29 protein-coding genes and 1 pseudogene are annotated in these 24,414 nt (G+C 37.9%); 17 read left to right on the top strand and 13 right to left on the bottom strand.

The window, feature by feature from the left end:
* The 3 genes and pseudogenes from ADIARSV_RS04575 to ADIARSV_RS23320 all read left to right on the top strand — a co-directional run.
* Nucleotides 1-526, top strand: a 526-nt coding sequence (locus tag ADIARSV_RS04575) for an ATP-grasp domain-containing protein (protein ID WP_040299089.1), incomplete at its 5' end; no start/stop codon positions are given.
* Between the two features lie 8 nt (nucleotides 527-534).
* Nucleotides 535-1,032 carry a 5-(carboxyamino)imidazole ribonucleotide mutase gene (gene purE, locus ADIARSV_RS04570; protein WP_016194236.1) on the top strand — a complete coding sequence of 166 codons (498 nt, stop codon included), beginning with the start codon at nucleotides 535-537 and terminating at the stop codon, nucleotides 1,030-1,032.
* A 238-nt stretch (nucleotides 1,033-1,270) separates the two neighbouring features.
* Nucleotides 1,271-1,836 (top strand): annotated as a pseudogene (locus tag ADIARSV_RS23320) (IS5/IS1182 family transposase); the annotation flags it as partial.
* A 72-nt stretch (nucleotides 1,837-1,908) separates the two neighbouring features.
* Here ADIARSV_RS23320 and ADIARSV_RS04565 read toward each other — a convergent pair.
* Nucleotides 1,909-2,472, bottom strand: coding sequence for a YqgE/AlgH family protein (locus tag ADIARSV_RS04565; protein ID WP_016194233.1), 564 nt, complete (start codon nucleotides 2,470-2,472; stop codon nucleotides 1,909-1,911).
* A gap of 95 nt (nucleotides 2,473-2,567) precedes the next feature.
* Between ADIARSV_RS04565 and pdxH the strand changes: the two genes are divergently transcribed.
* From pdxH to ADIARSV_RS04550, 3 genes are read left to right on the top strand one after another with little or no spacing between them, the layout of a single operon-like run.
* Nucleotides 2,568-3,224: a pyridoxamine 5'-phosphate oxidase gene (gene pdxH / locus ADIARSV_RS04560; protein ID WP_016194232.1), complete on the top strand. Its 657-nt coding sequence runs from the start codon at nucleotides 2,568-2,570 to the stop codon at nucleotides 3,222-3,224.
* Between the two features lies 1 nt (nucleotide 3,225).
* A complete protein-coding gene (locus ADIARSV_RS04555) occupies nucleotides 3,226-3,723 on the top strand; it encodes an NADH-quinone oxidoreductase subunit C (RefSeq protein ID WP_016194231.1) in 498 nt (165 codons plus the stop codon).
* The gene (locus ADIARSV_RS04550) at nucleotides 3,723-4,898 is read left to right on the top strand and encodes an NADH-quinone oxidoreductase subunit D (RefSeq protein ID WP_016194230.1); all 1,176 of its coding nucleotides are present in this window, start codon (nucleotides 3,723-3,725) and stop codon (nucleotides 4,896-4,898) included. The genes ADIARSV_RS04555 and ADIARSV_RS04550 overlap by 1 nt, the downstream gene beginning before the upstream one ends.
* Nucleotides 4,899-4,902: 4 nt before the next feature.
* Here the strand turns inward: ADIARSV_RS04550 and ADIARSV_RS04545 are convergent, their stop codons facing one another.
* On the bottom strand, nucleotides 4,903-6,000 hold the full coding sequence (locus tag ADIARSV_RS04545) for a S1 family peptidase (RefSeq protein WP_016194229.1): 1,098 nt from the start codon (nucleotides 5,998-6,000) through the stop codon (nucleotides 4,903-4,905).
* Nucleotides 6,001-6,010: 10 nt separating this feature from the next.
* A complete protein-coding gene (locus ADIARSV_RS04540; protein ID WP_016194228.1) occupies nucleotides 6,011-6,577 on the bottom strand; it encodes an RNA polymerase sigma factor in 567 nt (188 codons plus the stop codon).
* 138 nt (nucleotides 6,578-6,715) lie between these two features.
* Between ADIARSV_RS04540 and ADIARSV_RS20980 the strand changes: the two genes are divergently transcribed.
* From ADIARSV_RS20980 to ADIARSV_RS04520, 4 genes are all read left to right on the top strand, one after another.
* Entirely contained in the window at nucleotides 6,716-6,904 is a 189-nt protein-coding gene (locus ADIARSV_RS20980; protein WP_083256998.1) for a hypothetical protein, read from the top strand.
* Nucleotides 6,905-7,015: 111 nt separating this feature from the next.
* Nucleotides 7,016-7,222 (top strand): hypothetical protein, encoded by a 207-nt coding sequence (locus ADIARSV_RS20975; protein ID WP_016194226.1) that lies wholly within the window; start codon nucleotides 7,016-7,018, stop codon nucleotides 7,220-7,222.
* Between the two features lie 359 nt (nucleotides 7,223-7,581).
* Complete coding sequence (gene purB, locus ADIARSV_RS04525) at nucleotides 7,582-8,925, top strand: adenylosuccinate lyase (protein ID WP_016194225.1); 1,344 nt, start codon at nucleotides 7,582-7,584, stop codon at nucleotides 8,923-8,925.
* A 114-nt stretch (nucleotides 8,926-9,039) separates the two neighbouring features.
* Entirely contained in the window at nucleotides 9,040-9,591 is a 552-nt protein-coding gene (locus ADIARSV_RS04520) for a NifU family protein (protein ID WP_052016949.1), read from the top strand.
* A gap of 325 nt (nucleotides 9,592-9,916) precedes the next feature.
* Here ADIARSV_RS04520 and ADIARSV_RS04515 read toward each other — a convergent pair whose 3' ends face one another.
* The 5 genes from ADIARSV_RS04515 to ADIARSV_RS04495 all read right to left on the bottom strand — a co-directional run bounded on the left by ADIARSV_RS04515 (nucleotide 9,917) and on the right by ADIARSV_RS04495 (nucleotide 15,041).
* Complete coding sequence (locus tag ADIARSV_RS04515; RefSeq protein ID WP_016194223.1) at nucleotides 9,917-10,717, bottom strand: inositol monophosphatase family protein; 801 nt, start codon at nucleotides 10,715-10,717, stop codon at nucleotides 9,917-9,919.
* Between the two features lie 73 nt (nucleotides 10,718-10,790).
* Complete coding sequence (locus ADIARSV_RS04510) at nucleotides 10,791-11,963, bottom strand: prolipoprotein diacylglyceryl transferase (RefSeq protein ID WP_016194222.1); 1,173 nt, start codon at nucleotides 11,961-11,963, stop codon at nucleotides 10,791-10,793.
* Nucleotides 11,964-11,990: 27 nt separating this feature from the next.
* Entirely contained in the window at nucleotides 11,991-13,313 is a 1,323-nt protein-coding gene (mtaB, locus tag ADIARSV_RS04505) for a tRNA (N(6)-L-threonylcarbamoyladenosine(37)-C(2))-methylthiotransferase MtaB (RefSeq protein WP_016194221.1), read from the bottom strand.
* A gap of 32 nt (nucleotides 13,314-13,345) precedes the next feature.
* Nucleotides 13,346-13,909 carry a UbiX family flavin prenyltransferase gene (locus ADIARSV_RS04500; protein ID WP_016194220.1) on the bottom strand — a complete coding sequence of 188 codons (564 nt, stop codon included), beginning with the start codon at nucleotides 13,907-13,909 and terminating at the stop codon, nucleotides 13,346-13,348.
* A gap of 301 nt (nucleotides 13,910-14,210) precedes the next feature.
* A complete protein-coding gene (locus ADIARSV_RS04495) occupies nucleotides 14,211-15,041 on the bottom strand; it encodes an MBL fold metallo-hydrolase (protein ID WP_016194219.1) in 831 nt (276 codons plus the stop codon).
* A gap of 199 nt (nucleotides 15,042-15,240) precedes the next feature.
* Between ADIARSV_RS04495 and ADIARSV_RS04490 the strand changes: the two genes are divergently transcribed.
* The 6 genes from ADIARSV_RS04490 (at nucleotide 15,241) to ADIARSV_RS04465 (ending at nucleotide 21,014) form a co-directional block, all read left to right on the top strand.
* Nucleotides 15,241-16,176 carry a ring-cleaving dioxygenase gene (locus ADIARSV_RS04490; RefSeq protein WP_016194218.1) on the top strand — a complete coding sequence of 312 codons (936 nt, stop codon included), beginning with the start codon at nucleotides 15,241-15,243 and terminating at the stop codon, nucleotides 16,174-16,176.
* Between the two features lie 2 nt (nucleotides 16,177-16,178).
* Nucleotides 16,179-16,805, top strand: coding sequence for an alpha/beta hydrolase (locus ADIARSV_RS04485; protein WP_016194217.1), 627 nt, complete (start codon nucleotides 16,179-16,181; stop codon nucleotides 16,803-16,805).
* 27 nt (nucleotides 16,806-16,832) lie between these two features.
* Nucleotides 16,833-17,117 carry a GNAT family N-acetyltransferase gene (locus ADIARSV_RS04480; RefSeq protein WP_016194216.1) on the top strand — a complete coding sequence of 95 codons (285 nt, stop codon included), beginning with the start codon at nucleotides 16,833-16,835 and terminating at the stop codon, nucleotides 17,115-17,117.
* Nucleotides 17,118-17,235: 118 nt separating this feature from the next.
* A complete protein-coding gene (locus ADIARSV_RS04475) occupies nucleotides 17,236-17,874 on the top strand; it encodes a (2Fe-2S)-binding protein (protein ID WP_016194215.1) in 639 nt (212 codons plus the stop codon).
* Entirely contained in the window at nucleotides 17,871-18,857 is a 987-nt protein-coding gene (locus ADIARSV_RS04470; protein WP_016194214.1) for an FAD binding domain-containing protein, read from the top strand. The genes ADIARSV_RS04475 and ADIARSV_RS04470 overlap by 4 nt, the downstream gene beginning before the upstream one ends.
* Nucleotides 18,858-18,881: 24 nt before the next feature.
* Entirely contained in the window at nucleotides 18,882-21,014 is a 2,133-nt protein-coding gene (locus ADIARSV_RS04465) for a xanthine dehydrogenase family protein molybdopterin-binding subunit (protein WP_016194213.1), read from the top strand.
* A 163-nt stretch (nucleotides 21,015-21,177) separates the two neighbouring features.
* Here ADIARSV_RS04465 and ADIARSV_RS04460 read toward each other — a convergent pair whose 3' ends face one another.
* The 5 genes from ADIARSV_RS04460 to ADIARSV_RS04445 form a co-directional block, all read right to left on the bottom strand.
* A complete protein-coding gene (locus ADIARSV_RS04460; RefSeq protein ID WP_040299085.1) occupies nucleotides 21,178-21,684 on the bottom strand; it encodes a hypothetical protein in 507 nt (168 codons plus the stop codon).
* A 405-nt stretch (nucleotides 21,685-22,089) separates the two neighbouring features.
* Nucleotides 22,090-22,518, bottom strand: a complete 429-nt coding sequence (locus ADIARSV_RS04455) for a hypothetical protein (RefSeq protein WP_016194210.1) — start codon at nucleotides 22,516-22,518, stop codon at nucleotides 22,090-22,092.
* Nucleotides 22,515-22,946, bottom strand: coding sequence for a VOC family protein (locus ADIARSV_RS04450; RefSeq protein ID WP_016194209.1), 432 nt, complete (start codon nucleotides 22,944-22,946; stop codon nucleotides 22,515-22,517). The genes ADIARSV_RS04455 and ADIARSV_RS04450 overlap by 4 nt, the downstream gene beginning before the upstream one ends.
* A 41-nt stretch (nucleotides 22,947-22,987) precedes the next feature.
* A complete protein-coding gene (locus ADIARSV_RS21795) occupies nucleotides 22,988-23,131 on the bottom strand; it encodes a hypothetical protein (protein ID WP_016194208.1) in 144 nt (47 codons plus the stop codon).
* The gene (locus ADIARSV_RS04445; RefSeq protein WP_016194207.1) at nucleotides 23,128-23,676 is read right to left on the bottom strand and encodes a GNAT family N-acetyltransferase; all 549 of its coding nucleotides are present in this window, start codon (nucleotides 23,674-23,676) and stop codon (nucleotides 23,128-23,130) included. Before ADIARSV_RS04445 ends, ADIARSV_RS21795 begins: the two co-directional genes overlap by 4 nt.
* Before the next feature lie 246 nt (nucleotides 23,677-23,922).
* On the opposite strand from ADIARSV_RS04445, the gene ADIARSV_RS20970 reads away from it, so the two are divergent.
* Nucleotides 23,923-24,204 carry a sensor histidine kinase gene (locus ADIARSV_RS20970; RefSeq protein ID WP_083936522.1) on the top strand — a complete coding sequence of 94 codons (282 nt, stop codon included), beginning with the start codon at nucleotides 23,923-23,925 and terminating at the stop codon, nucleotides 24,202-24,204.
* Nucleotides 24,205-24,414: the final 210 nt, after the last annotated feature.

The raw sequence follows: 24,414 nt of genomic DNA, 5'->3' as shown, positions 1-24,414 counted from the left end.
GGAATTTAACACTGAAGCCAACCTGGTAGAGTTTCTTATATCTCCATCTACTTTAACATTAGAAATTCAGCAAAGAGCAGAGTTTCTAGCTTTAGAAATCGCTAATGCGCTAAAGATAACCGGGTTACTTGCTGTAGAAATGTTTCTTACAAAGGATGGTGAAATTTTAGTAAATGAATTAGCACCACGCCCGCACAACAGCGGACATCATACTATTGAAGGAAATTTTGTTTCTCAATTTGAACAACACCTTCGGGCTATATTTAATTTACCGCTCGGAGATATCAGATTGGTAAGCAATGCGGTGATGATTAATCTTTTAGGAGAACCCGGTTTTGAAGGACCAGCTGTATATGAAGGATTAAACGATGTCCTTAAGATGGACGGGGTTTATGTCCATTTATATGGAAAAAAATTCACGAAGCCTTTCAGAAAAATGGGACATATTACTATTATAGATGAGATCAGGGAAAAAGCGATAGAAAAAGCCCGTATGATTCAGGAAACAGTTAAAGTTAAAGCATAACAAATAAGATGAAGGTTGGAATAATAATGGGCAGCAAATCTGATTTACCAGTGATGCAGGATGCCGCGGACATATTATTGATTTTAGGCGTTGAGTTTGAAATCACTGTGGTTTCGGCTCACAGAACTCCTGAAAGAATGTTCCAATATGCTAAAACGGCATCAGAAAGAGGTATTGGTGTGATCGTTGCAGGAGCTGGTGGCGCTGCTCATTTACCAGGAATGGTAGCTTCTATTACGCACTTACCAGTTATAGGTGTTCCAATCAAATCATCTAACTCCATAGATGGATGGGATTCAATTTTATCAATTTTACAAATGCCAAATGGCATTCCTGTAGCGACTGTAGCATTAAATGCTGCAAAAAATGCAGGAATTCTTGCCGCTCAAATACTTGCTCTTTCAAATAGTGAACTAACTAAACGTCTAAAAAGCTTTAAAGAGGAATTAAAACTTAAAGTAGAAGAATCAGCTCGAGAATTGGAGCTTTCTTTTAATTTAAAATAGATACTATTTACAAGTCATTGTTGCCCGATAAAAATATATAGGCTAACGTAAGCTAACCCATTTTTATTATACTTTTAAGTTACCACACTAAAAGTATGCTTAAAGGTACAACTTTCTCCGGACAGTGACAGCCAGTATTCGCACAACTTACAGGAATGATAAATCGTTCCTCTTTTGCCAGTCTGGTCAAAGAATATTGTTCAAGAAGGTTTTAGCCAAGAAAAAAGCCGATAAGAACAAGATTTACTCCTTACATGAACCAGAAGTGCTATGCATCTCTAAAGGGGAAAGCACAGAAAAAATATGAGTTTGGCAACAAGGTATCTATTGTTTATACCCTGAATACGGGAGTAATAGTAGGTCAATGGGTTTAGAAACCAATATGATGGACATACGCTGGAAGGTGCTTTGGATCAACACGAAAAGCTGAGCGGAAAGCGGGCTAAAAGAGCTACTGTTAACCGGGGGTTATCGAGGGTGAAACAAAGATAGGAGAAACCATGATATCCATACCGCCGACCGTTCAACAACAAGAAACTAAGTCAGTTCAGGCAGACCAAACTACGCAAAGGGTTTAAGCGAAGAGCTGCAATAGAACCGGCAATTGGACATCTGAAGACAGATCATCGCTTAGCTCGGAACTTTTAAAAAGCGATATTTGGTGATAACATCAACCTTATGCTTGCTGTCGCAGATTTCAACTTTAAAAGGATGATGAACAAATGGAAATCATCTCTTTTTGGCCTCTTTTTTAACTCGCTCAAGCTTGTCATATTCACCTTTAATAAATTGCTTGAAATATAGATGAAATCAGATCCAAAACAAATTAATAACTTTAAAACAAAATGGACTTTTTAAGGATCGATTAAATAGCCTTCAATTCCAGAGTGGATTTTCTGGAAAATTAGCTATATGCGCATATTTGGGACCAAGTTGCGAAACAATCTCTTTCCATAAATTATCAATGTTATTATTAGTAATCATCCCTGGTTTATATGTATTTTGAACAAGCCATGAATTTAATTCAAGCTCTTTATTTAACTGACCCGGTTCCCAGCCAGAGTATCCGATAAAAAACTTAATTTCATGTTTTTCAATATGTTTCGCATTGATCATGAGCATGAGCATTTCAAAATCACCTCCCCAATATATTCCTTTAGCAATTTCTAACCCTCCATCCAATCTATCATTGCATCTATGAAGAAAATGAAGCGTATCTGCGCCTACTGGTCCTCCAATGAAAATAGGAAAATCTGCATCAGGACAATCGGGAATAACATCATTTAAGAAAAAACTACTTTTTTGGTTCAATACATAACCGATAGTTCCTTCTTCATTATGTTCTGTAAGTAATAATACAGACCGTTTAAAGTTAGGGTCCATCATAAATGGTTCGGAAATCAGCAAACTTCCCTTTAACGGTTGAGCTTTATTTAGCATTTTATTCTAACAATATCAATCTATTATATGTTTTCATAACTTATTATACAAAAATATAATAGTAAAAATTATTCAATGAGTAAATTTGTATACTTATGACCATACATAAAGAAATTATCCAGAATTTAAGGCAAGATTACCAGGCTGCCACACTTTCAGAAGAAGATGTTGCAAAAGATCCTATCAGCCAATTTTCAACATGGTTTTCAGATGCCATGAGTTCTGAAATACATGAACCAAATATCATGACTTTAGCTACAGCTACAGCGGACGGAATACCTTCTGCACGTATTATGCTGCTTAAAGGATTTGATGATAAGGGCTTTGTTTTTTACACCAATTACCTGAGTCGAAAAGGTCAGGAAATAACAAAAAATTCTAAGGCTGCACTTGTTTTCTTTTGGCAGGATCTTGAGCGTCAGGTACGAATTGAGGGGACTCTCGAAAAACTAGATGAAAAAGAATCTGAAGCTTATTTTCATTCGCGCCCCAAAGCAAGTCAGATTGGAGCACTTGCATCTCCCCAAAGTCGAGAAATAGATAATAAACAATTTTTACTGAACAACATCCAATTGCTAGAGGAAAAATATAAGGACATTGCTGAAATTCCTAAACCTCCTCATTGGGGAGGATATATTGTGAAACCTTCTCTTATCGAATTTTGGCAAGGAGGGCATGGCAGGTTGCACGATCGTATTGTTTACAAGCTGATGGCAAATCAAAATTGGAAAATTACACGTTTAGCACCTTAGAATGACTTTTGAAGAAATAAAAGAATTACTTATAGCGAAATTTGGACAAGAAGTAATTGTACAGGAGGAAACAAATGGACATCAGCCGGCATTAGTTATTGCACCTGACTCAATTTCGGCGGTTTGCTTCGAGTTAAGAGACAACGAAAAGACCTGGTTTGACTATCTTTCTTGCCTAAGCGGCATAGATTATGGCGCTGATGAGAATATATTCGGCATTGTTTATCATCTGGCATCACTTCCTTACAAAAACACACTTACTTTAAAGGTCATGCAGTATCATGATCGAAGCAGAGATGAACTTCCATCTTTTCCGACAGTTACGGATGTTTGGAAAGCCGCAGAATGGCATGAACGGGAAGCATACGACTTGCTTGGTATCAGGTTTGATAAACACCCAGATTTACGAAGAATATTATTACCTGATGACTGGGAAGGTTTCCCCTTACGTAAAGATTATAAAGTTCAAGAATATTACAACGATATTAAGGTCGACTAATGGAATCAACGCGTTATCAAAAACTCATATCTCATATTGAGCCAACAGAAATGATTCTCAATATGGGTCCTCAACATCCCTCCACCCATGGTGTACTTCGATTAGAACTGATTACAGATGGAGAGATTGTCAAAGAAGTCATTCCACATGTAGGTTATCTTCATCGTTGTTTTGAGAAACATGCCGAAAATCTCAATTACCAACAGACTATTCCTTTTGTAGATCGGTTAGATTACCTTGCTTCAATGAATAGCAGTCATGCCTGGGTAATGGGTGTAGAAAAGATGATGGGTATAGATGGTGACATTCCTAAGCGCATCGAATACATTAGGGTCCTGGTATGTGAGTTAAACCGTATAGGCTCTCATCTCATCGCTTTAGGTACATATGGTATTGATATTGGAGCCTTTACTCCCTTTCTTTGGTGTTTTAGAGACAGGGAACATATAATGAATATGTTAGAGTGGGCATCTGGGTCCCGCATGTTATACAACTATATCTGGGTAGGTGGCCTTTTTTACGATCTGCCTGTCGGTTTTGAAGAAAGATGCAAGGAATTTATTGCATATTTTAAGCCCAAGATGAACGAGTTAAACGAATTACTCACCGGCAATCAGATATTCATATCACGCACAGCAAATGTTGGGATATTGCCACTTCAAACAGCTGTTAATTATGGATGTTCAGGACCCATGTTACGTGGATCAGGTTTAAAATGGGATCTTAGAAGAGTTGATGAATATTCCGTATATCCGGAACTGGAGTTTGAAATCCCCGTAGGTAAAGGAGAAATGGGAACTACAGGAGATTGCTGGGACAGATTTAAAGTTCGTACCGACGAAATAAAAGAATCCGTTCACATTATAAGTCAATGTTTGGAGCGTTTACAAACCGATTTAAAGAGAACAACCGATTTTGACCCAAGAGCTAAGCTACCTAAAAAGATCATTCCTAAAGCACAAGATTTTTATGTGAGAGCAGAAAATCCAAGAGGTGAATTAGGATTTTATTTCATAACAGATGGAAAGACTGAAATCCCTAAAAGGGTTAAAGCCAGAGCACCCAGCTTTTGCAACTTATCTGTCATCTCAGAAATTTCTAGGGGGGTATTAATTGCGGATATGGTGGCTATTATCGGCTCTGTAGACATCGTTTTAGGAGAACTAGACCGATAGTAGACTAGTAAACCTTAACCATGTAAATATAGTTCTCAATCTTTTTAATCTGATCACCCCTACTCAAAGAGGAAAGCGTATTTTTAGTGTTCAATATAACTTTTCTACCTAAACTATCTTTAGGCATAGATTGTATAGCCTCTAATAAATACGCTGACTTTATTGCGAATGAAGCACCATCTGTCTTGTCCTGTTTAGCATTTACAATACCAACTACATTTCCTTTACTATCCAATAAAGGGCCACCACTATTACCACCATTTACTGAAATATCAACCTGATAAGCAATAGTATCACCAGCATAACCGCTCATGGAACTTAAATAACCACGAGTATAAGTAAGGTCATCTTTCGGGTAGCCAAGTGTATATACATCAACCCCCAAATCAGAGCCTGATTTCTTGAAAGAATATGGTAAAGACCGTAATGTTTTAAAAGAAGAATCAATCACTTTTAATACTGCTATATCATAAGAGGGATGAATATATACCGTTGTCGCTTTATAAGAATTACCATCGTTATCTTGAATATATACAGAATCAGCACCCTTAACCACGTGATAGTTAGTTACAACGTAACCATCTGTGTTTAAAGCAAACCCGGTACCACTAAATAAAGACGGAGTAGAAGGGCTTTTTGAAGACGCATTAATATTTTGTAGAATTTCATTTTGGGAGCGCTTAACCTTCGTATTAATATCTCTGCTCCATTCTCTTCTTAAGGCATTATAATCTGATCTGATTGAAGTGGCCTGATTGAAAGATCCTGTAGACAATAAAGTAGTTAATACAGCCAATATTGCTACAGAAGCAGCAACAGCAACATTAGGACGATACTTTTTCCATAATACCTTTATTTTTACCGAAGTCGGAATAACTTCTTCACGAATGGCAGAAATATCTAATTGAGCATGTATCACATTCATGTCGGAAATCAGCTTCCGATGCTCGCCATGATCTTTTATTTGCTTCATAAATTGCTCATGAAGCACCACCTTCCGGTCTAAAGAAGGATCAATAGCCCGTGATTGCTCAAATGCAGCTAATTCTTCATCAGACATTTCATTCAGCAAATAAGCTTCAATTTGTTCCGTTACATCCATTTTTTATAAATTATGCTTGAAAAAATAATTTTTTCAAGCGTTGCAAGCATTTATACTTTTGGTTTTTTGCATTATCAGCATTGGTATAACCAAATTTTTCACATATATCCTGCATTGACTTACTATTCATATAAAAATCCTCTATAATTGTTTTACAAGGTTCACCAAGACGGCCTAAAGCAAGTTCCATTAAATCGAACTGTTTATCCCTTTCTTCTTGTTGCTCAATATCACATTCTACGGAGAGCACCTCTTCAAAATCAACTATATTACCCGTTACCCTACTTTTTTGCGATAGCCTTTTTAACCAAAGCCTTCTACAAACTGAATAAATAAAAGTTTTCAATTTACTATTCAGTACAAAGTCTCCTTTTTTTACTTTATTATAAAGAATGATAACAGACTCCTGAAATACATCTTTCGCATCATCATCATTTCCACTGTTCATGACAACAAGTTGCAAAATCATTGGAAAATATGCCTCATACAATTTATCCAGGACGCCTTTCGAGTCATTAAGAATTCCAAGTATAACCTCATTATCACTTGGTTCAAACCTTTTTATCTCTCTGCTCACTATTTATACTTAATTATGAAATTTGTAACCCAATGATAAAGGAAATAATAAATAAAAAATATATTCATCAACATGGGTTACTTTTTACAATCTTAAGTATTAATCTGTAAATTGTTTAAATTAATAATAATCACCAAGATGAAAAATCTAGTAAAATTCGGTTTCATTGCATTAGCAATCACTTTATCAGCATCTGCATGTAACTCTACAAAAGTTGAAAATGGTACTGACTCTACATCTGTAGATTCTGCTACAACTGATACTACAATGTTATCTGATACTACTGCAGTTATTGATTCAGCAGCTGCTGACTCAACTGGCATGTAATTCACTTACACTTGAAACAAAAACTTTGACTCATACTCAAAGTTTTTGTTTTGTATACAGGTTACCTTTTGAAAACCTCGGTATTAACGATAAACTATAAAAAAAATAAATATGAAAAATCTATTTAAATTCGGCTTTTTAGCTCTAGCTATTACTCTTTCTGCGGCTGCTTGTAATTCAACTAAAACTGATAGCAGTACTGCTGATTCTATCGACTCTGGCGCATCAGCTAGCATTGATTCTATCGACTCTAGTGCTTCAGCTAAAACTGATACTATTGACTCTGCAGCAGATGCTACTGTTGATTCAATTAAATAAGTTAAATTATTGATCTTTTTGAGATTCAACATAATGCAATTAATCAACAGATTAGTTGCATTTTTTTTCTTATTTATCCAATATCATTTACAAACAAACATATGACATACCCTCTAAAGTCATTTATTTATATAAAAGTGCACTAACAGGCATTTCTGACATTATCGCTAAGAAAAAATTCATTTAACTGCTTAAACTCTAAGAGCGAATCTCAAATATTATTAGAATAAGATATAAATGTTGCAATATCAAAGATATTCCCCGGATTATTAGCCAAACGTCACCTTTGTATTACTTACTAATAAACAAATACTAGTTAAGCTTTCAGCCGGAAAGATTAACTTTGCCAAAAATTAAACATGATATTAACTTCATTAAGTGCCATTTCTCCTGTAGATGGTCGATATAATAAAGCAACTCGCGAACTATCTGCCTATTTTTCTGAAGCTGCTTTAATCCGGTACAGAGTATTTATTGAAGTGGAGTACTTTATCAAGTTATGTTCCATTCCTCTTCCTCCTTTAAATGATTTCCCAGCCAATAAATTTGTCGCATTAAAAGCCATTTACGAAAACTTTACTGAAGCTGACGCTCAACGTGTAAAAGATATCGAAAGCATCACCAATCATGATGTCAAAGCAGTAGAATACTTCATTAAAGAAGTGTTTGACAAGCTAGATCTTCATGCTTACAAAGAATTCATACATTTTGGACTTACATCCCAGGATATTAATAATACCGCAATTCCATATTCATTAAAACTTGCCGTAGAACAATCCTATCTTCCGGCAGTTGATGAATTGCTTACTAAACTTAGAGAACTCGCTTCAACATGGGAAAACATCCCTATGCTCGCACATACACATGGACAGGCGGCTTCTCCAACTCGTCTTGGCAAGGAAATCTATGTTTTTGTGGAACGTATTGAAGCACAGCTCGCACAATTTAAGTATATTCCTTTTTCAGCTAAATTTGGAGGAGCTACCGGTAACTTTAATGCTCATCATGTTGCCTATCCGGAAATAGACTGGAAGCAGTTTGCGGACAACTTTGTAAATGATGAGTTGAAATTAAATCGCTCACAATATACCACACAAATTGAGCATTACGATAATTTTGCTGCTCAGTGCGATTTCTTTAAACGCATTAATAATATCATACTTGATTTAAACCGCGATATGTGGATGTATATCATGATGAATTATTTTGGCCAAAAAATTAAAGCGGGTGAAATCGGATCATCTGCTATGCCTCATAAAGTTAACCCGATAGATTTTGAAAACTCTGAAGGAAACGTAGGTATCGCTAACGCTTTATTTGAACACTTCGCAGCTAAACTACCAGTATCTCGACTTCAAAGGGATCTGACCGATTCTACAGTGCTTCGTAATGTTGGAGTTCCTATCGCTCATACCTTAATTGCAATTAAGTCTACCCTCAAAGGACTGAGTAAATTATTGCTAAATCAGAGTGTTATTGAAAAACATCTTAACGAAAACTGGGCAGTTGCAGCAGAAGCCATACAGACGATTTTACGAAGGGAGGGCTACCCTAACCCTTATGAAGCTTTAAAAGAGTTAACAAGAACCAACGAAAAAGTAAGTGCTAATACAATATCAGATTTTGTTGAAACTTTAAATGTTTCGGAAAGTGTAAAAGAAGAAATTAGGAAAATCAGTCCCCAATCTTACGTCGGTATTTAAAAATACAAAGTTAAAAGCCCTGCAAATCTGGGTCATCTATACGTAAAAAGCTATTAGAATGATAATTCAATAAATTATTTTGATAATTTTGAAGTAGAAACATATCTCATGGCAATAAATATAAACGTATATACCGAAACGACACCTAACCCGGCGTCGATGAAGTTTTTGGTAAACAAGCTTTTACTTAACGGAAGTAGTGATTATCCCACTAAAGAAAGTGCTGAATTATCTCCATTTGCAAAAGAGCTGTTTAAGTTCAACTTTGTGAACGGTGTATTTTTCGCTAGTAACTTTGTTACCATCACAAAAACTGAAGATTCCGAATGGGCTGATATCGAACCTATTCTTAAAGAGTTTGTAAAGGGAGCTACTGAATCTGAAGTTCAGATCAAGACAGTTGTTGCCGACGAAACCACTGCTTTTGAAGGAACTGAAACTGAAATCAAAATCCAGCAAATACTTCATGACTATGTGGCGCCTGCAGTAGAACAAGATGGTGGCGCTATAAGTTATAAGTCATATTCAGAAGGTGTGGTTACCGTTGAGCTCAGAGGCTCTTGCAGTGGTTGTCCTTCTTCCACCTATACGCTGAAAGCAGGAATCGAAAGTTTATTAAAACGAATGGTGCCTGAAGTAACTGAGGTAATTTCTGAAGCCCTTTAATCTTTCAAATTATAAGATTAATTTTTTCTAGAGATCCTTTATAAAAAAAGGTAATCAAAATTCGAATAAAGAGACATACAGAAAATGTTCATATGGCTTTTATTTCAGCGACATGGCTCAGCCATTGGACGCTGAATAAAAGCCATACTTATTTTATAAATTCTTTTTAATTCTTGACTAACAAGTAGCACTTACATTAAGGTGTTTACTAATACTCAATAACTTACTAAAAGTAAAAGATTACAAAACCCTTGATCATAAATATTGACTATCAATATCAGCTATAAAGAATCTATTTTCGAAAAGAATAAAAGAAACCCGATACTTAAAGTTTAATTCCAAAATGTTTACTAATCACACGCAATAGTTCAGGAGCAATAAATAAATTACCGGCAATAAGTTCCCTCGACTCAAACAACTCATCCCCTCCTTTAAAGTTGATCACCTTCCCTCCTGCTTCCCTCACGAGAATAACACCCGCAGCAATATCGTAGGAATTCAAATTATATTCAAAGAACCCATCAAACCGTCCACACGCTACATAGGCAAGATCCATCGCAGCAGAACCTACTCTTCGCAAACCATGACTAACCTGTGTAAGTTCGCGGAACACATTGATATAACACTCTAACTTTTCAAAGTTGTAATAGGGGAAACCGGTTGCCAGTAGCGACTGCGCAAATTCTTTGTTCTGCGTAACATGAATGACCTGTCCATTTAAATATGCCCCACCCTCTTTCCAGGCATAAAAACATTCATCCCTGTTTATCTCATACACCACACCAAGAACCAGTTCATCCCGTTGCTGAAGTGCAATGCTCACACAAAAAGAAGGCAGACCATGAATAAAGTTTGTTGTGCCATCCAAAGGATCAACGATCCAGGTATACTCCTCAGAAACTTTATTAACCGTTTGCTCTTCGGTAATAAATCCTGCACCAGGCAAAAGTTTAATTAAACCCCCAACAATCTTTTCTTCAGCAGTTTTATCCACATAAGAAACCATATCGTTAAGGCCTTTGTATTCAATTTTTGCCGCATCAAAACTTAATGCTTCAAGACGGATAAACGCGCCTACCGTTTTAGCTAATGCCGCAACCTGACCCGTAAGTTCTTCTAAATTCATATTTTATTTATAAACATGCTTGAATGGAGCTCCATGGAACATTGGTAAAACAGACCCAGAAGAGCACAAAATCCTATTGAGGAGTCATCTCCGGAGATGACTTTTTATAAGTATACAGAGACCATATTGCGCCAATTATACCCAATATTACCAGTATGATCGAGATCAGTTCAGCTTGAGTAAAACCTAATCCCAACACATGATACTTTGAATTCACACGGATCAACTCCAAACAGAATCGTTCCACTCCAGCTATGATCAGATAGATAGAAAACATCATCCCTGCCGGTTTAATCTTATCACGAAGTGACCACAACACAAAAAACAATAGCACACCTGCCAAAAACTCATAAAATGAAGTTGGATAAACCCCTACCGGAAGTTCACTGCAATATCTTCCCACACATCCGGGAATTGGAATCCCTTCATTGATCACATTGTGTGGAAACTTAAAAGACCAAACCCAATCAGGTGCCCAGCTTAACCAACCAGGTTTAGGATTATAATTCTCAATCCCCCAATCGCCATCACCAGACATGTGGCAACCCATTCGACCCACTCCATAAGCCAGCAACATACCCGGTCCACCCACATCAAGCATGTGTACCGGTTTAATACCCTTTTTATTTGCAAGATAAAGTACCGCAGCACCACCACAAATCAGCCCACCATAGAAAGTAAGTCCACTAAAACTAAGTAGTCCACCAATCGGATCCCTCAAAAAATCATCAAAATACTCTAGATTATGAAATATTTTCGCACCTAAAAATCCCCATACAGCAGCCCATACAATCAATGTACTCATATACTGATAAGGGTGAACTGTTTCTTCCACAATACGTGGTTTAGGTAATTGAGCCTTCTTTTTATCATTGTAAGCCATGAAAGCAAATGCAATCCCGACAACAACACCACCAATAAAACTTCCCCTTAAAGACAAAATAAAGCTCTGTGGATCATTTACAAAAGCAGTGTAATTAAATAGGGCGTCAACCAGTTTAAAGCCTAGTACAAAGCCAAAAAAACCATTAAATACCATTTCAGAAGTAGATGCCGGTTCACCAATAGTTACCTTACTTTTAAAAGCATGAATTAAGCCCTGCTTCTCTTTTCTCTTCAGATCTTCACTAAAAGCCCAATAACCTGCTACAAAAGCAAGGGCTACAAAAAATCCAAATGTTTGAATGGGTAATGGAATATTGACACCTGTTAGGTATTCTATAAGATGAGATAAGTTTGGAAACATGTCTGATTTTAAGGTAATTATAATATTTTAATGGGTTAATATCTCTGTATTGCATTCTGTTATCTCTACATCACCATCATCTGTAACAGCTGTTAGCAAAACATGTCGCGTTTCATTCACTAATAAAGGATCAAATTTAACTTTTACCTTCACATAATTAGCCGTGTAGCCGTGCATAAAACCATCTTTATGATCCTGCTCAAACAGCACGTCGTAGCTTTTGCCTATTTGTGTACCGTAAAAAGCTCTCCGTTTTTTATCAGACAGCATATGAAGCATCTTGCTTCTATCAGCCCGCTGAGCTCCTGGTACACTGCCAGTCATTTCTGCAGCCGGTGTATTTTCCCTTTCTGAATAGGAGAACACATGCAGATACGAAATATCTAATGAATTAATAAAGTTATACGTGTCCAGAAAGTCCTCACGCGTTTCACCTGGAAAACCAACAATCACGTCTACCCCGATACAGCAATCCGGCATAATCGCTTTGATCGCTTCAACCCTTTCCTGATACAATTCCCGTTTATATCTTCTCCGCATCAGAGCTAATATTTTATTACTACCCGATTGCAAAGGAATATGAAAATGAGGAACAAATTTATTGGAACCTGCCACAAATTGAATGATCTCGTTAGTCAGCAAATTAGGTTCTATAGACGAGATTCGAATCCGATCAATCCCTTCCAGATGATCCAGTGCCTGCACCAAATCAAAAAACTTTCCATCACGCACACCATTTCGAATACCGAAGTCACCAATATTAACCCCCGTAAGCACAATCTCCTTCACCCCTGAGGCCGCTACAGCATTCGCCTGAGCCATCACATTTTCGATAGAATCACTCCGGCTTGTTCCACGTGCCAGTGGTATAGTACAAAAAGTACATGAATAGTCACACCCATCCTGCACTTTCAAAAAAGTACGCGTACGGTCGTTATAAGAAAAAGAAGGTACAAATTCATTTGCTTCTGCAATTGGCTGATTATGGATGATTGTTTTAGGCTGTTTCGTTAAATCGGTCAGATACTCAATGATCCTGAATTTTTCTGCAGCACCCAAAACCAGATCAACACCTGGAATCTCTGAAATTTCCTGAGGTTTCAACTGTGCATAACAACCCACAATCACTATATAAGCATTGGGCGACTGTTTTAAAGCTTCCTTAACCACCTTACGGCATTTTTTATCAGCATGATCAGTCACTGAACACGTATTGATGAGAAATACATCAGGTGTATCCGTAAAATTAACAGACTGGAAACCCGCTTCACTGAACAACCTTCCTATTGTGGACGTTTCAGAATAATTAAGTTTACAACCCAAGGTGTAAAAGGCAACTTTTCTACTCATAATCAAGGACCAAAGATAGTTAAATTTGCGATTTACGCACCCCAGCGATAAGAAGAAACTTCCAGACCGACGAGATCAAGTACCCGGTCCACTACCGTAGCAGCCAGTTCCTCAAATGTCTTTGGTAAGCTATAAAATGAAGGACTGGCCGGACAAATAACCCCCCCTGCTTCCGTAACTGTCTTCATATTATTGATATGAATCAAACTCAATGGCGTATCCCGTGTAACTAAAATGAGCTTTCTACGCTCTTTCAGGATCACATCAGCCGCCCTGGTAGTCAAATCATTTGATACACCTGAAGCAATTCGACCTAACGTACCCATGGAACAGGGACAGATGATCATGGTATCATACTTTGCCGAACCCGAAGCAAAAGGTGCATAAAAATCCATTTTCCCATATCGCTTGAAAGGATAGTCACGATAAAGTTCATTACCAAGTTCAAATTTCCAAACCTCTATAGCATTATCAGACATAATTAAACCCACCTCCAGATCCTCCTGTTCTAAGGTCATTAATTTATCCAGTAATACCTTTGCATATACTGCTCCGCTGGCCCCGGTTAAGGCAATAACGACTTTTCTTTTTCCCATTTTATCCTTAACAAATAACTGCTCAAATTGGTTGCAATAAAAAAGGGTCGAATACAAGTATTCGACCCTACATCTACCTATGAAAAACATGCCCTTTGAGAGGGCACACAAATATAATTAATCGCATTGCATCTACAAAATATTTCACGCAAATTAAATAACGCATTTTTTAAAATTACAAATACCTATTAATCAGTACTATATAAAGTAAAATAAATAAAACCATCCTATAATTTGATTGTATTGCAAGAATTTAACCCCGAACAGGACCAATCAATGCAATTGAACAATAAAATCGATGTTAAAACAAGCTATATTGAGTTAATTTATCTTTTACGACTATTTCGGTCAACAAAGGGCTAATTGACCTTGAAATCTGATAGATTTCAGATTCAACAGATCTGGACGCCACCACCACTTTTGTATGTTGCGCATGCACATTAAATAATCGGGAAACCAAATCAGGACTATTATTATCTTTCGACAAATGCGACAAAAGCAAATGACTTAACAAGGCCGATTTATGATTTATAAATAAGTTAAGCGCTTCAGTATTGGATAAATGCCCCTTATCACTTCTAATTCTATTTTTTAGATAATACGGATAACTGCCTTTTTGAAGCATCTCTTCATCATAATTAGCCTCCAGAAAAACCGCATCACAAAGCTTAAAATACTTAATAACCTGTTCACAGGCCTTTCCAATATCAGTCAGCACTCCAATCGTAACATTTTCCGATTGAATAATAAAACTATGCGGATCACAAGCATCATGAAATTTAGGGAATGCCGTAATCCTTAAATCGCCGATAGTAACAGGGACATGCGCTTCATAAATCTCCACCAGCTCCTTTTCTACACAAACACAACCATTATGAATCATCGTTTGATTCAAGTAAACGGGGATCTGATATTTTCTGGATAACACATCAATACCTCTGATGTGATCCGAATGCTCGTGAGATACAAAGATGGCCTTAACCGATTTCATCGCCAATCCCAATCTATTCATGCGCAACTCAATTTCCTTACACGATATTCCGGCATCAATTAAAACTGCACCTTCCTGATTGCCAACATAATAACAATTACCATTACTTCCTGAATTGATTGATGCTATAGAAACAGACATGTATTTATTTTTATTAATTGTAAAATTACTAAAACTATTAGTGGTTAAGCAAAAGCATCAATAATATTATGCACAAAAGCCCTCTATTTTAAACCTGCAGCCTACTTCATTCCCTTCTTAATCTGGGTTAAGAAATAAGTTTTCCACAATTCCGATCTTTGATCAACAAACAATTTAACACAAACTAAATTTTATAATCATGGAAAATACCATCAATGGCATACATCACATTACGGCTATAGCCGGCAATGCCAAAAAGAACTTTGACTTTTACACTCAGGTTTTAGGTCAGCGTTTGGTTAAAAAGACCGTCAATTTCGACGATCCCGAAACTTACCATCTTTATTATGGAGATAAACAAGGCACTCCAGGCACTATCCTGACCTTCTTCCCATGGGAAAACATCACAACAGGCAGAAGAGGAACCCGGCAAGTTACCGAAATTGGCTATTCCGTACCCGAAGGCAGTCTTGATTTCTGGCTCAAACGTTTCGACCAGCATAATGCGATATATAACAAGGTTTCCGAGAAATTCGGACAGCCCTATCTGACTGTTCTTGATCCCGATGGACTTAAACTAGAACTTACCGTTTCAAATTCAGCAGATACACGTACTCCATGGGAAACCAACGAAATAAAAGCGGAGCATGCCACAAGAGGGTTTTATAACGTTACCATTACCACTAACAAAATGCAGCCAACTGCCGACCTGTTAACCAGTGTATTTGGCTACCGCTTGCTTGAGCAACACGTCAACCGCTACCGGTTTATTACTGATGCCATAGAAAATGCATCTATCGTAGACCTGGTAGAAGTGCCTGGAGAATCCATAGGCCATGTAGCCGGAGGATCCGTTCATCACGTTGCCTTTCGCGTAAAAGATGAAAAAACGTTGATGGCATATCGCGAAAAGATTGAGGCCTTAGGTCTAAACATCACAGAGAAAATCGATCGCAACTACTTCTATTCCTTGTATTTCCGCGAACCAGGTGGTGTACTCTTTGAATTAGCTACCGATAATCCAGGATTTACAGTCGACGAGCCTCTGGAAGAATTAGGTATTAACTTAAAACTTCCGGCACAATATGAAGGATACCGCAGCAAGTTAGAAGATTTACTCCCTAAATTAGTCTAATCATGTATATACACAGCGAACAATACGTAACAGCTGGAGCCCCTATCGGAGAGGCAAAGTCCGCATTAATCATGCTCCACGGAAGAGGAAGCACAGCGCAGAACATATTAGGTCTTGCCACAGCATTAAAAAACCTGGACCAGTTTGCACTATTTGCCCCTCAGGCCACTCAAAACAGTTGGTATCCATACAGTTTTATGGCTCCCGATGAACAAAATCAACCTGCCCTCAATTCAGCACTAGATACGATTGACAAAGTAGTCAATCGTATCCTTGATGGAGGAATCCCTGCAGATAAGATCTATTTCCTTGGGTTTTCACAAGGAGCTTGTCTTACTTTAGAATACATAGCCAGAAACCCCAAAAAATATGGTGGAGCAGTAGCCTTTACAGGAGGTCTAGTAGGCGAACACCTTAACCGCGACCATTATAAAGGTGATTTCGATCAAACACCGGTGTTGATCACTACCGGAAATCCCGATGTACATGTACCCTTAACACGAGTAGAAAAAAGCGTGAAAGTTTTGAAAGAGCTAAATGCCGACGTACAACTAAAAATATACCCAGGAGGATCGCACACCATTTCTCAGGAAGAAATTACTCTTGCAAACAAACACATTTTTGCCTAATTACGTTATCCCTACTTATTTAAAAAGATGAAATATCAGGATATTGAACTAGTAAATAATAAAAAGGACCACAGTTTTGAGCTCACAGTTGACGGAAAGCGCTCCTTCATTGATTACAATCAAATCAAGGAAACCTTTGCTCTCCTCCACACCGAAGTACCTGAATCACAACAAGGCCAGGGCGTGGCAGAAGCTATTGTTGAAAAAACGCTACAATACCTGGAGGACAATCATTTCAACATGGTGCCCTCTTGTTCTTATATACAAGTATTTTTAAAGCGGCATCCCGAATGGAATAAACTTTTAGCTTAGGAAAATCCCTTATAGAGAAAAGCTTATTTAGAATCTTACTAAATTCTAAATAAGCTTTCCTCTTTAAAACAACTTATAATGGAGATAGTTATCTATAATCTACCTCTATTTATATTATATGTCAAGTAAAAAGCCATGCACACCGCCTGACTCAGATGGCGTTCCAAATAAAACTCGTCGTGACTTTCTTAAGAAGTCTTCCTTCTTAACTGCCGCAGCTTTTGTGCCCGTTACCGTAGTAAATGCCGCAGTAAATCAGTGGGATGAAAAACTAGCATCTGTTTTTGAAAAGACTTCCCTGCACCTTGAAGTAAACGGAGTTCCCCTTAATTTATCTGTTGAGCCTCGCACAACTCTTCTCGATTTACTTCGTGAGCAGCTCAATCTAACGGGAACTAAAAAAGGTTGCGATAGAGGTCAATGCGGTGCATGTACTGTTCATGCAGATGGCCTGCGGATAAATTCATGTCTCAGTCTCGCCGTAACAAATGAAGGTAAAAAAATCACCACTATTGAGGGTCTTTCCAAAGGCCAGGAACTTCATCCCATGCAGGAAGCCTTTATTAAACATGATGGCTTTCAATGTGGTTACTGCACACCGGGACAGATCATGTCAGCCGTTGCATTAATCAAGGAAGGACATGCCGGTTCCGAAATGGAGATCAGAGAATTCATGAGTGGTAATATCTGCAGATGTGGCGCTTATCCCAACATTGTAAATGCCATACAGGAAGTTAAAAAGGGAGGACTATCATGAATCAGTTTCAATATGTAAGACCTGCCGAGACATCAGGTGCGATCAAATCCGTTGCCTTAGATGCTAATGCCCATTTCCTTGCCGGAGGGACCAATCTCGTTGACCTAATGAAGATGGGGATTGTTACGCCCGAAAGACTCGTAGATATTAACAATTTACCATTAAAAAAAATAGAAAACATACAGGGTCACCTGCGGATAGGTGCACTGGTTACCAATACACAAGTCGCAGAAAATAAGTTTGTGAAGGAAAACTTTCCACTGTTATCCATGGCTATCAATGCAGGTGCCTCTCCACAGTTAAGGAATATGGCTACAACAGGAGGCAATTTACTACAGCGGACCCGTTGTCCTTACTTTTTCGATACCACTATGCCTTGTAATAAACGAGTACCCGGAAGTGGTTGTGGTGCATTGGAAGGATACAACCGCATGCATGCTATTTTTGGAGCAAGCGACAAATGCATTGCTGTTAACCCCAGCGATATGAACGTTGCGCTTACTGCATTGAATGCGTTTGTTCATGTAAGTGGTCCTAAAGCTGCACGCACTATACCATTTGCAGACTTTCACCGCCTGCCTGGTGATCATCCGGAACAGGATACTACCTTACAGAAAAACGAATTAATCACTTCTATTGATATCCCCACCGCTCCTTTCAGCAAAAACGTACATTATCTAAAAGTTCGCGATCGTTCATCTTACGCCTTTGCCCTGGTATCAGCGGCAGTGGCATTGCACATTGAAAATAACACCATCAAAGATGTTCGTTTAGCCATGGGTGGTGTGGCACATAAACCATGGCGTCTTACCGCTACCGAAACCTTTCTTAAAGGCAAAACGGTAAGTGAAGATACTTTTAAACAAGCTGCACAGATCGCTATGGAAGGTGCTAAAGCTTACGAACACAACAAGTTCAAGTTAAAACTAGCTCCTAATACCTTAATACAAGCATTAAAAACAGCTTCAGGCTTAACAGTGTAAGTATAAACCGTAATAATAAACAGGATGAAAAAAGATGCAATAGGCGATTCGTTAAGCCGTGTAGATGGAAGACTAAAAGTTACAGGTGGAGCAAAATATTCCGGCGAGTTTAAAATCACCGGTCTAACTTACGGGGTTTTAGTACCAGCTACAATTACCAATGGAACAATAGCCAGTATCGATACAAAAGTAGCAGAACGGGCACCCGGTGTTATAAAAGTAATTACTTACCTAAATGCGGCTAAAGTACCCGGATATCAACCCAATGAGTCAAAGCCTGCCTCTAAAGGACTTAAGTTATTTAATGACAATAAAATTTATTTTAACCAGCAACCAATCGCTCTTGTCATAGCAGATACTTTTGAGCGCGCCACTTATGCAGCATCCTTAGTTACCGCCACTTATCAGAAAGAGCCGTTCAAAACGAACTTTCAAAAAAACATAGATAATAGTGTAGTTCCACAAGGTGGTAATTATAAAGACTACATCCGCGGAGAAGCCGATGCCTATAAAAATGCCCCTGTAAAAATAGAACAAGCTTATTTGTTACCTTCCGAAATGCACAATCCGATGGAACTGCATGTCACCACCGCATTTTGGAACGCAGATGGAAAGTTAACTGTATTCACCAAATCACAAGGTGTAATCAGTTCTCAAAAGGCTTTAGCCAATGCATTTAAAATTGAGCAGAGTACTGTACAGATCAACTCCCGCTTCGTTGGAGGAGCATTTGGTTCTTCACTTCGCACCTGGCCACATGAAATTGCAGCTGCACAGGCAGCCAAAATGATTAACCGGCCAGTCAGACTTACATTAACCAGGGAACAGATGTTCACCCTGGTAGGATACAGGCCGCAAACCATTCAAAAGATGGGAATAGGTGCTACTCCAGACGGTCAGCTTATAGGTATTACACATGAATCACATTCACAATCAGCGGTATATGAAGAATTCACAGAGCGTTCAGTGAATGTTTCCCGCTTTTTATATGCCAGTCCAAATGCCAATACCCGCTATAAAGTTGTGCCTTTACATGTAGGAGTACCCGCCCCTATGCGCGGACCAGGTGAAGCTACAGGTGCTTTTGCATTAGAATGTGCCCTTGATGAATTGGCTTATGCCCTGAATATGGATCCCATCGCGTTAAGGTTAAAAAACTATGCAGATGCCGACCCTGAAAAGAACCTTCCCTGGTCAAGCAAATACCTAAGGGAATGTTATCAAAAAGGTGCTGATAAAATAGGATGGGAAAAACGTTCTTCTAAACCAGGAACTAATCGCGAAGGCGACTGGCTCGTGGGATATGGTATTGGTTGTGGCGCATTTGGAGCTTACCGCAATAAAGCCCAGGCATATATTAAATTGTTAGCTGACGGATCCGTTAATATCAAAAGTGCAACCAGTGATATCGGTCCTGGAACAGGTACTTCCATGGTGTTGATTGCGGCTGACATATTGGGAATACCTGCAGAGAAAATAACTTTTGACCTTGGTGATTCCTCTCTCCCTGAAGCACCCACACAAGGTGGTTCTGCAACAGTGTCTTCTGTCGGGTCGGCAGTACACGATGTATGTTTGGCTTTAAAAAAGAAACTGAATACACTTACCGGAAAACCAGAAAACAACGAAGACCTTGATTACGTAAAGATTTTGAAACAGCAAAACTTGCCTTTCATCGAGTTAACACAAGGATCCGAGGGTACCGATGAAGCTAAAAAATATTCGATGTATTCCTTCTCCGCACACTTTGTAGAAGTACATGTGCATGCTTTAACCGGTGCATGGCGAATTAAAAAAGTGGTCGCTGTAGTAGATGCTGGAAAAATTGTGAACAATAAAACCGCAAGCAGCCAGATGATTGGTGGAGCTGTAGGTGGTATAGGAATGGCTATGACGGAAGAAGCAATTATAGATGACCGCTTTGGTCGCCTGGTAAACGGTAACTTTGCAGATTACCACGTACCAGTGAATGCGGATATTCCTCAAATCGAAGCCATTTTTATTAATAAACCTGATATGCATATTAATCCACTGGGCACAAAAGGAATTGGAGAGATCTCCCTGATTGGTGTTGCCCCTGCTATAGCAAATGCGGTTTATAATGCAACAGGAAAAAGGATCCGAGAGTTACCTATTACACCCGATAAATTAATTTGATATGATATTATAATCCAACAAAAGCTATAATTCTATCATTTTACTTCCTGAAACCAGATCGTGAATTGCTCATCTTCTTGGATCGCTAGAGATTGTCAAAAATGAAATCCATCCTAAAAGAACTTTGAATGGATTAAATCCAAGCCATGGTTGATAAAACGGGTTATAGTTTGAAGTCTTTTTTGAATTCAATCCTGTATGCAATGCCGTTGTCGTTGCCTAAATTTTTAATTCCTGTCGGACCTTCTGCTTCACTTGGATAACCAATGTTAGTGTCCATATGTGGTATGTTAACGCTGTCTTTTGCGACAAATTGTCCATTTTTGTCCAATTTGTATTGATAAATTGTGCAGGGCACGGCGGGTTTTGTAATCCACATTATGCTCTTCCATTTGTGGGTGTGGATAGGTTCTTCTTTGTGTCCGTCCAAAAGCACTAGAAGTATCCTCAATGTGCTATCCTCGTAAACAACCTTGTGGTTTTCAGATGCCGCTTTTACGGCATCCAAACTGTCGGGCCAAATCCACTTTCCAGAAGATGAAGAACTTTCAATTGCTGTTGTAGTTTTGGTGTTGTCAGCTCGCTGCCCAGTCTTAGAAAAATATTTTGTCAAACCAAAACCCAACAGTCCGCCAAATAAAAGTCCGATAAGCAATTGTCCGAATTTCATATGATTGTGTTTTTAAGTTTTTTAAGTCTGAACGGTTGTTAAAAGGCTTGGTTGCTATGCTAATTTTATTCTATTGTCAGAACTTACACCCACAGTACTAACTTAATAATAATTACTGAACCCCAAAAGTGCTCGTCAATAAAAAAATTAGCAATACCATTGTTATGTGTAGTTCATAGGAATGATTTTGATAACAACCTTAAAATATGAACGAAGAGCAAACCCTTTCTTTGAATAGAAAATTTAAATTGATCATCTTATTCAATACAGGGTTGATGGTGAAATCACTCAACCAAGTTGGCTACTTTGATATATCAGACCTTGAGATATAGAATATGCCTTTGATTTGATACGAGCCATAAGCCTTGAATTTATTATTGTCTCGCCTATTTTTTATATACATTGTTAGCGGTTCGTTGTTCTTGATTGTAGTTTTGCGTGACTGTTATTGTATACTTCTCCTTTTTTAGGATGAGTGAATTTTAAAGCTGACCATATTGGATTTATACTTAAACAGGTGCTTTCTACAAGTCCAAATTTATAACCTATACTAATCACTTTTGGTAATGTTAGGTCTGTACCCAACTGTGCACCTTTGGGCCAAGAAACCCAAAGCATTCCGTTTATGGCCAGATGTTCCTTAAGTTTAGGAAAAAGATTGGCTTGTTCGCTCTGCTGTTTCACAAACAAGTGTATATAATCAAATTCTCCAGTGAGTGTTTCAGCTAAATCTATTTTAGGCAAGCTGATGGCAGAAACCGCATTCGAAGGTGCATTTTTAAAATATGCCTTTGAACCTTCCTTAATACCCATTTTTTGCGCTACTGTTTTCATTTCTTTAAGGAAGTTAAAATCTCCAAATAATGCGGATTGTACATTATACCCAAAATATTTCCGAATGGGTCAATTACAGAGGCCGTAACAAATCCATCTGCTCTTTCTGTAATTTTCTCGTATTCGGTTGCGCCCATACCTATCAATTTATCAAATGTCCCTTTTAAATCATCAACGTGCCAAAAAGCAACAACTCCCCCTGGTTTATCCGAAGCTTGTTTAGGCTGATATTTTTTATCGATAATTCCTAACTCGTGTTCAAAATCGCCTATTCGAAATTCGATATAAGATGGATTTTCATTGTCAGGAAAAGCATAATATGGTTCAATCGCTAAAAATTCGGTGTACCATTTCTTCGCTTTCTGCAAATCAATTGCAAACAAGCTGATTGTTGCTAATCCTCTCAATTTTGATTTTTGCGTTTTCATACTTTTATTTTTTTAAAGTGGGTGTCTGTTTTCAATGACCGCTAACGTTTGGCTAGTTTAATTTGTGCCCATTTTATAGCACTACTTTCTGCCAAAGCACAAACATAATTGATTTGCAGAAAAGAAAGTGAAAGCACATCGCCCGGGCATAGATTAAACTTGTGGTTAGCGGTAATACTTTTCATACAGTTATTATTTTATTAAAATCTTCTTCCAATATTCCATAAAAATAGTTGTCTTTCCATTCTCCTCTGATTGGTAATTTCTTTCTTTTCAGCCCTTCTTGTATCATTCCTGCTTTTTCAAGAACTTTACTTGAACCTATATTCTCAACAGCACAACCAGCTTCTATTCGATGAAGTTTTAAGTCGTTAAATCCGAAATCCAAAAGTTTTATCAAGGCTTCTGTCGTATAGCCCTTTCCCCAAAAGTCTTTGTGAATTTTGAACCAAACTTCCGCAGTTCGGTAGTTCACTTTTCCCAAATTCATTGCAATAAGTCCAATAAAACAATCGTCTTCGTTCTGGTTTATACTAAAAACATAAGAAGTCCTTGGTTCTTGTTTTTGAAGTGTCAACCATTCTGCCAAAATTTTCTCGGTCGTTAGAATGGTTTCAGGAATTCCTAAAGTGTTGAACTCGTCAGTTTCTGGTAATGAATGAAGTTTGTGAACATTATTCATGTTATCAAAAGTTATTTCTTTAATATTGAGTCTGTTCGTTTTAAGCATGGTTGTTAATAGTATTACCGCTAACGGCAGTTTGTCTAAAAACCCAAATTGAGTCTCAAAATCACCTGCTTACAATGTAAATATAAGCGATTTACTGGCATAAAAAAGCAACCAATTTTCTGAATGAGATATTACTTGCTAAGAAAACGAGATCGTATAAACGCTTTAAATAGTGGCTCACAACCAAGAAAAAACAGGTAAGTACCTTTAGGTAATTCTTAAGCAAATCATGGTCAATGATGTTGAATCAAATACGCCCCTGGTTCAAAACAAATCCTGATAACGATTGAAAAAAATAATGACGAGGCAAAGGTATCTGTTACGGATAAAGGCCAGGGTATTGCTGCTAATAAAATCCCGCATCTATTTGACAGGTATTTCAGGATTGACAACCCGGGAAGCCAATATTCGGGTTTAGGCCTTGGATTATATATCAGCGGGGAAATTATAAGAAAACATAAGGGACAAATTGGCGTAGATAGCGAACTGGGCAAAGGCTCAACTTTTTGGTTTACTCTGCCTCTTTAATTTTCCTAAGGAAGTAGTTTATTTCACCTTGATAGCAAAAGCAATTTTGGCTTAAAGTCTTACCTTTTGGCCAAAGTGATCTGATTCTTGCTTAGTACTAACCAACTGAGCATTAGAAGGATTAGGAAAATGATTAACTTCAATTATTGGATTTGTAGCCTTAATTTTCTTCAAAAAATGAGTTTTTATCTTATTTATAAAGAAATAGTA

The sequence above is a fragment of the Arcticibacter svalbardensis MN12-7 genome (assembly GCF_000403135.1).
Lineage (GTDB): Bacteria > Bacteroidota > Bacteroidia > Sphingobacteriales > Sphingobacteriaceae > Arcticibacter > Arcticibacter svalbardensis.
Note: the sequence above shows the minus strand (reverse complement) of the source record. Positions and strands in the feature narration are given on the sequence as shown.

Excerpts from the sequence above, each read along its gene's own strand:
- ADIARSV_RS04565 (WP_016194233.1), bottom strand. The coding sequence starts at position 2,472 with ATGCTAAATAAAGCTCAACCGTTAAAGGGAAGTTTGCTGATTTCCGAA.
- ADIARSV_RS04480 (WP_016194216.1), top strand. The coding sequence starts at position 16,833 with ATGAAATATCAGGATATTGAACTAGTAAATAATAAAAAGGACCACAGT.
- ADIARSV_RS20980 (WP_083256998.1), top strand. The coding sequence starts at position 6,716 with ATGAAAAATCTAGTAAAATTCGGTTTCATTGCATTAGCAATCACTTTA.
- ADIARSV_RS04490 (WP_016194218.1), top strand. The coding sequence starts at position 15,241 with ATGGAAAATACCATCAATGGCATACATCACATTACGGCTATAGCCGGC.
- ADIARSV_RS04555 (WP_016194231.1), top strand. The coding sequence starts at position 3,226 with ATGACTTTTGAAGAAATAAAAGAATTACTTATAGCGAAATTTGGACAA.
- pdxH (WP_016194232.1), top strand. The coding sequence starts at position 2,568 with ATGACCATACATAAAGAAATTATCCAGAATTTAAGGCAAGATTACCAG.
- ADIARSV_RS04475 (WP_016194215.1), top strand. The coding sequence starts at position 17,236 with ATGTCAAGTAAAAAGCCATGCACACCGCCTGACTCAGATGGCGTTCCA.
- ADIARSV_RS04445 (WP_016194207.1), bottom strand. The coding sequence starts at position 23,676 with ATGCTTAAAACGAACAGACTCAATATTAAAGAAATAACTTTTGATAAC.
- mtaB (WP_016194221.1), bottom strand. The coding sequence starts at position 13,313 with ATGAGTAGAAAAGTTGCCTTTTACACCTTGGGTTGTAAACTTAATTAT.
- ADIARSV_RS04460 (WP_040299085.1), bottom strand. The coding sequence starts at position 21,684 with ATGAAATTCGGACAATTGCTTATCGGACTTTTATTTGGCGGACTGTTG.
- ADIARSV_RS04495 (WP_016194219.1), bottom strand. The coding sequence starts at position 15,041 with ATGTCTGTTTCTATAGCATCAATCAATTCAGGAAGTAATGGTAATTGT.
- ADIARSV_RS21795 (WP_016194208.1), bottom strand. The coding sequence starts at position 23,131 with ATGAAAAGTATTACCGCTAACCACAAGTTTAATCTATGCCCGGGCGAT.
- ADIARSV_RS04550 (WP_016194230.1), top strand. The coding sequence starts at position 3,723 with ATGGAATCAACGCGTTATCAAAAACTCATATCTCATATTGAGCCAACA.
- ADIARSV_RS04470 (WP_016194214.1), top strand. The coding sequence starts at position 17,871 with ATGAATCAGTTTCAATATGTAAGACCTGCCGAGACATCAGGTGCGATC.
- ADIARSV_RS04465 (WP_016194213.1), top strand. The coding sequence starts at position 18,882 with ATGAAAAAAGATGCAATAGGCGATTCGTTAAGCCGTGTAGATGGAAGA.
- ADIARSV_RS04500 (WP_016194220.1), bottom strand. The coding sequence starts at position 13,909 with ATGGGAAAAAGAAAAGTCGTTATTGCCTTAACCGGGGCCAGCGGAGCA.
- ADIARSV_RS04545 (WP_016194229.1), bottom strand. The coding sequence starts at position 6,000 with ATGGATGTAACGGAACAAATTGAAGCTTATTTGCTGAATGAAATGTCT.
- ADIARSV_RS04515 (WP_016194223.1), bottom strand. The coding sequence starts at position 10,717 with ATGAATTTAGAAGAACTTACGGGTCAGGTTGCGGCATTAGCTAAAACG.
- purE (WP_016194236.1), top strand. The coding sequence starts at position 535 with ATGAAGGTTGGAATAATAATGGGCAGCAAATCTGATTTACCAGTGATG.
- ADIARSV_RS04510 (WP_016194222.1), bottom strand. The coding sequence starts at position 11,963 with ATGTTTCCAAACTTATCTCATCTTATAGAATACCTAACAGGTGTCAAT.
- ADIARSV_RS04450 (WP_016194209.1), bottom strand. The coding sequence starts at position 22,946 with ATGAAAACGCAAAAATCAAAATTGAGAGGATTAGCAACAATCAGCTTG.
- ADIARSV_RS20975 (WP_016194226.1), top strand. The coding sequence starts at position 7,016 with ATGAAAAATCTATTTAAATTCGGCTTTTTAGCTCTAGCTATTACTCTT.
- purB (WP_016194225.1), top strand. The coding sequence starts at position 7,582 with ATGATATTAACTTCATTAAGTGCCATTTCTCCTGTAGATGGTCGATAT.
- ADIARSV_RS04455 (WP_016194210.1), bottom strand. The coding sequence starts at position 22,518 with ATGAAAACAGTAGCGCAAAAAATGGGTATTAAGGAAGGTTCAAAGGCA.
- ADIARSV_RS04485 (WP_016194217.1), top strand. The coding sequence starts at position 16,179 with ATGTATATACACAGCGAACAATACGTAACAGCTGGAGCCCCTATCGGA.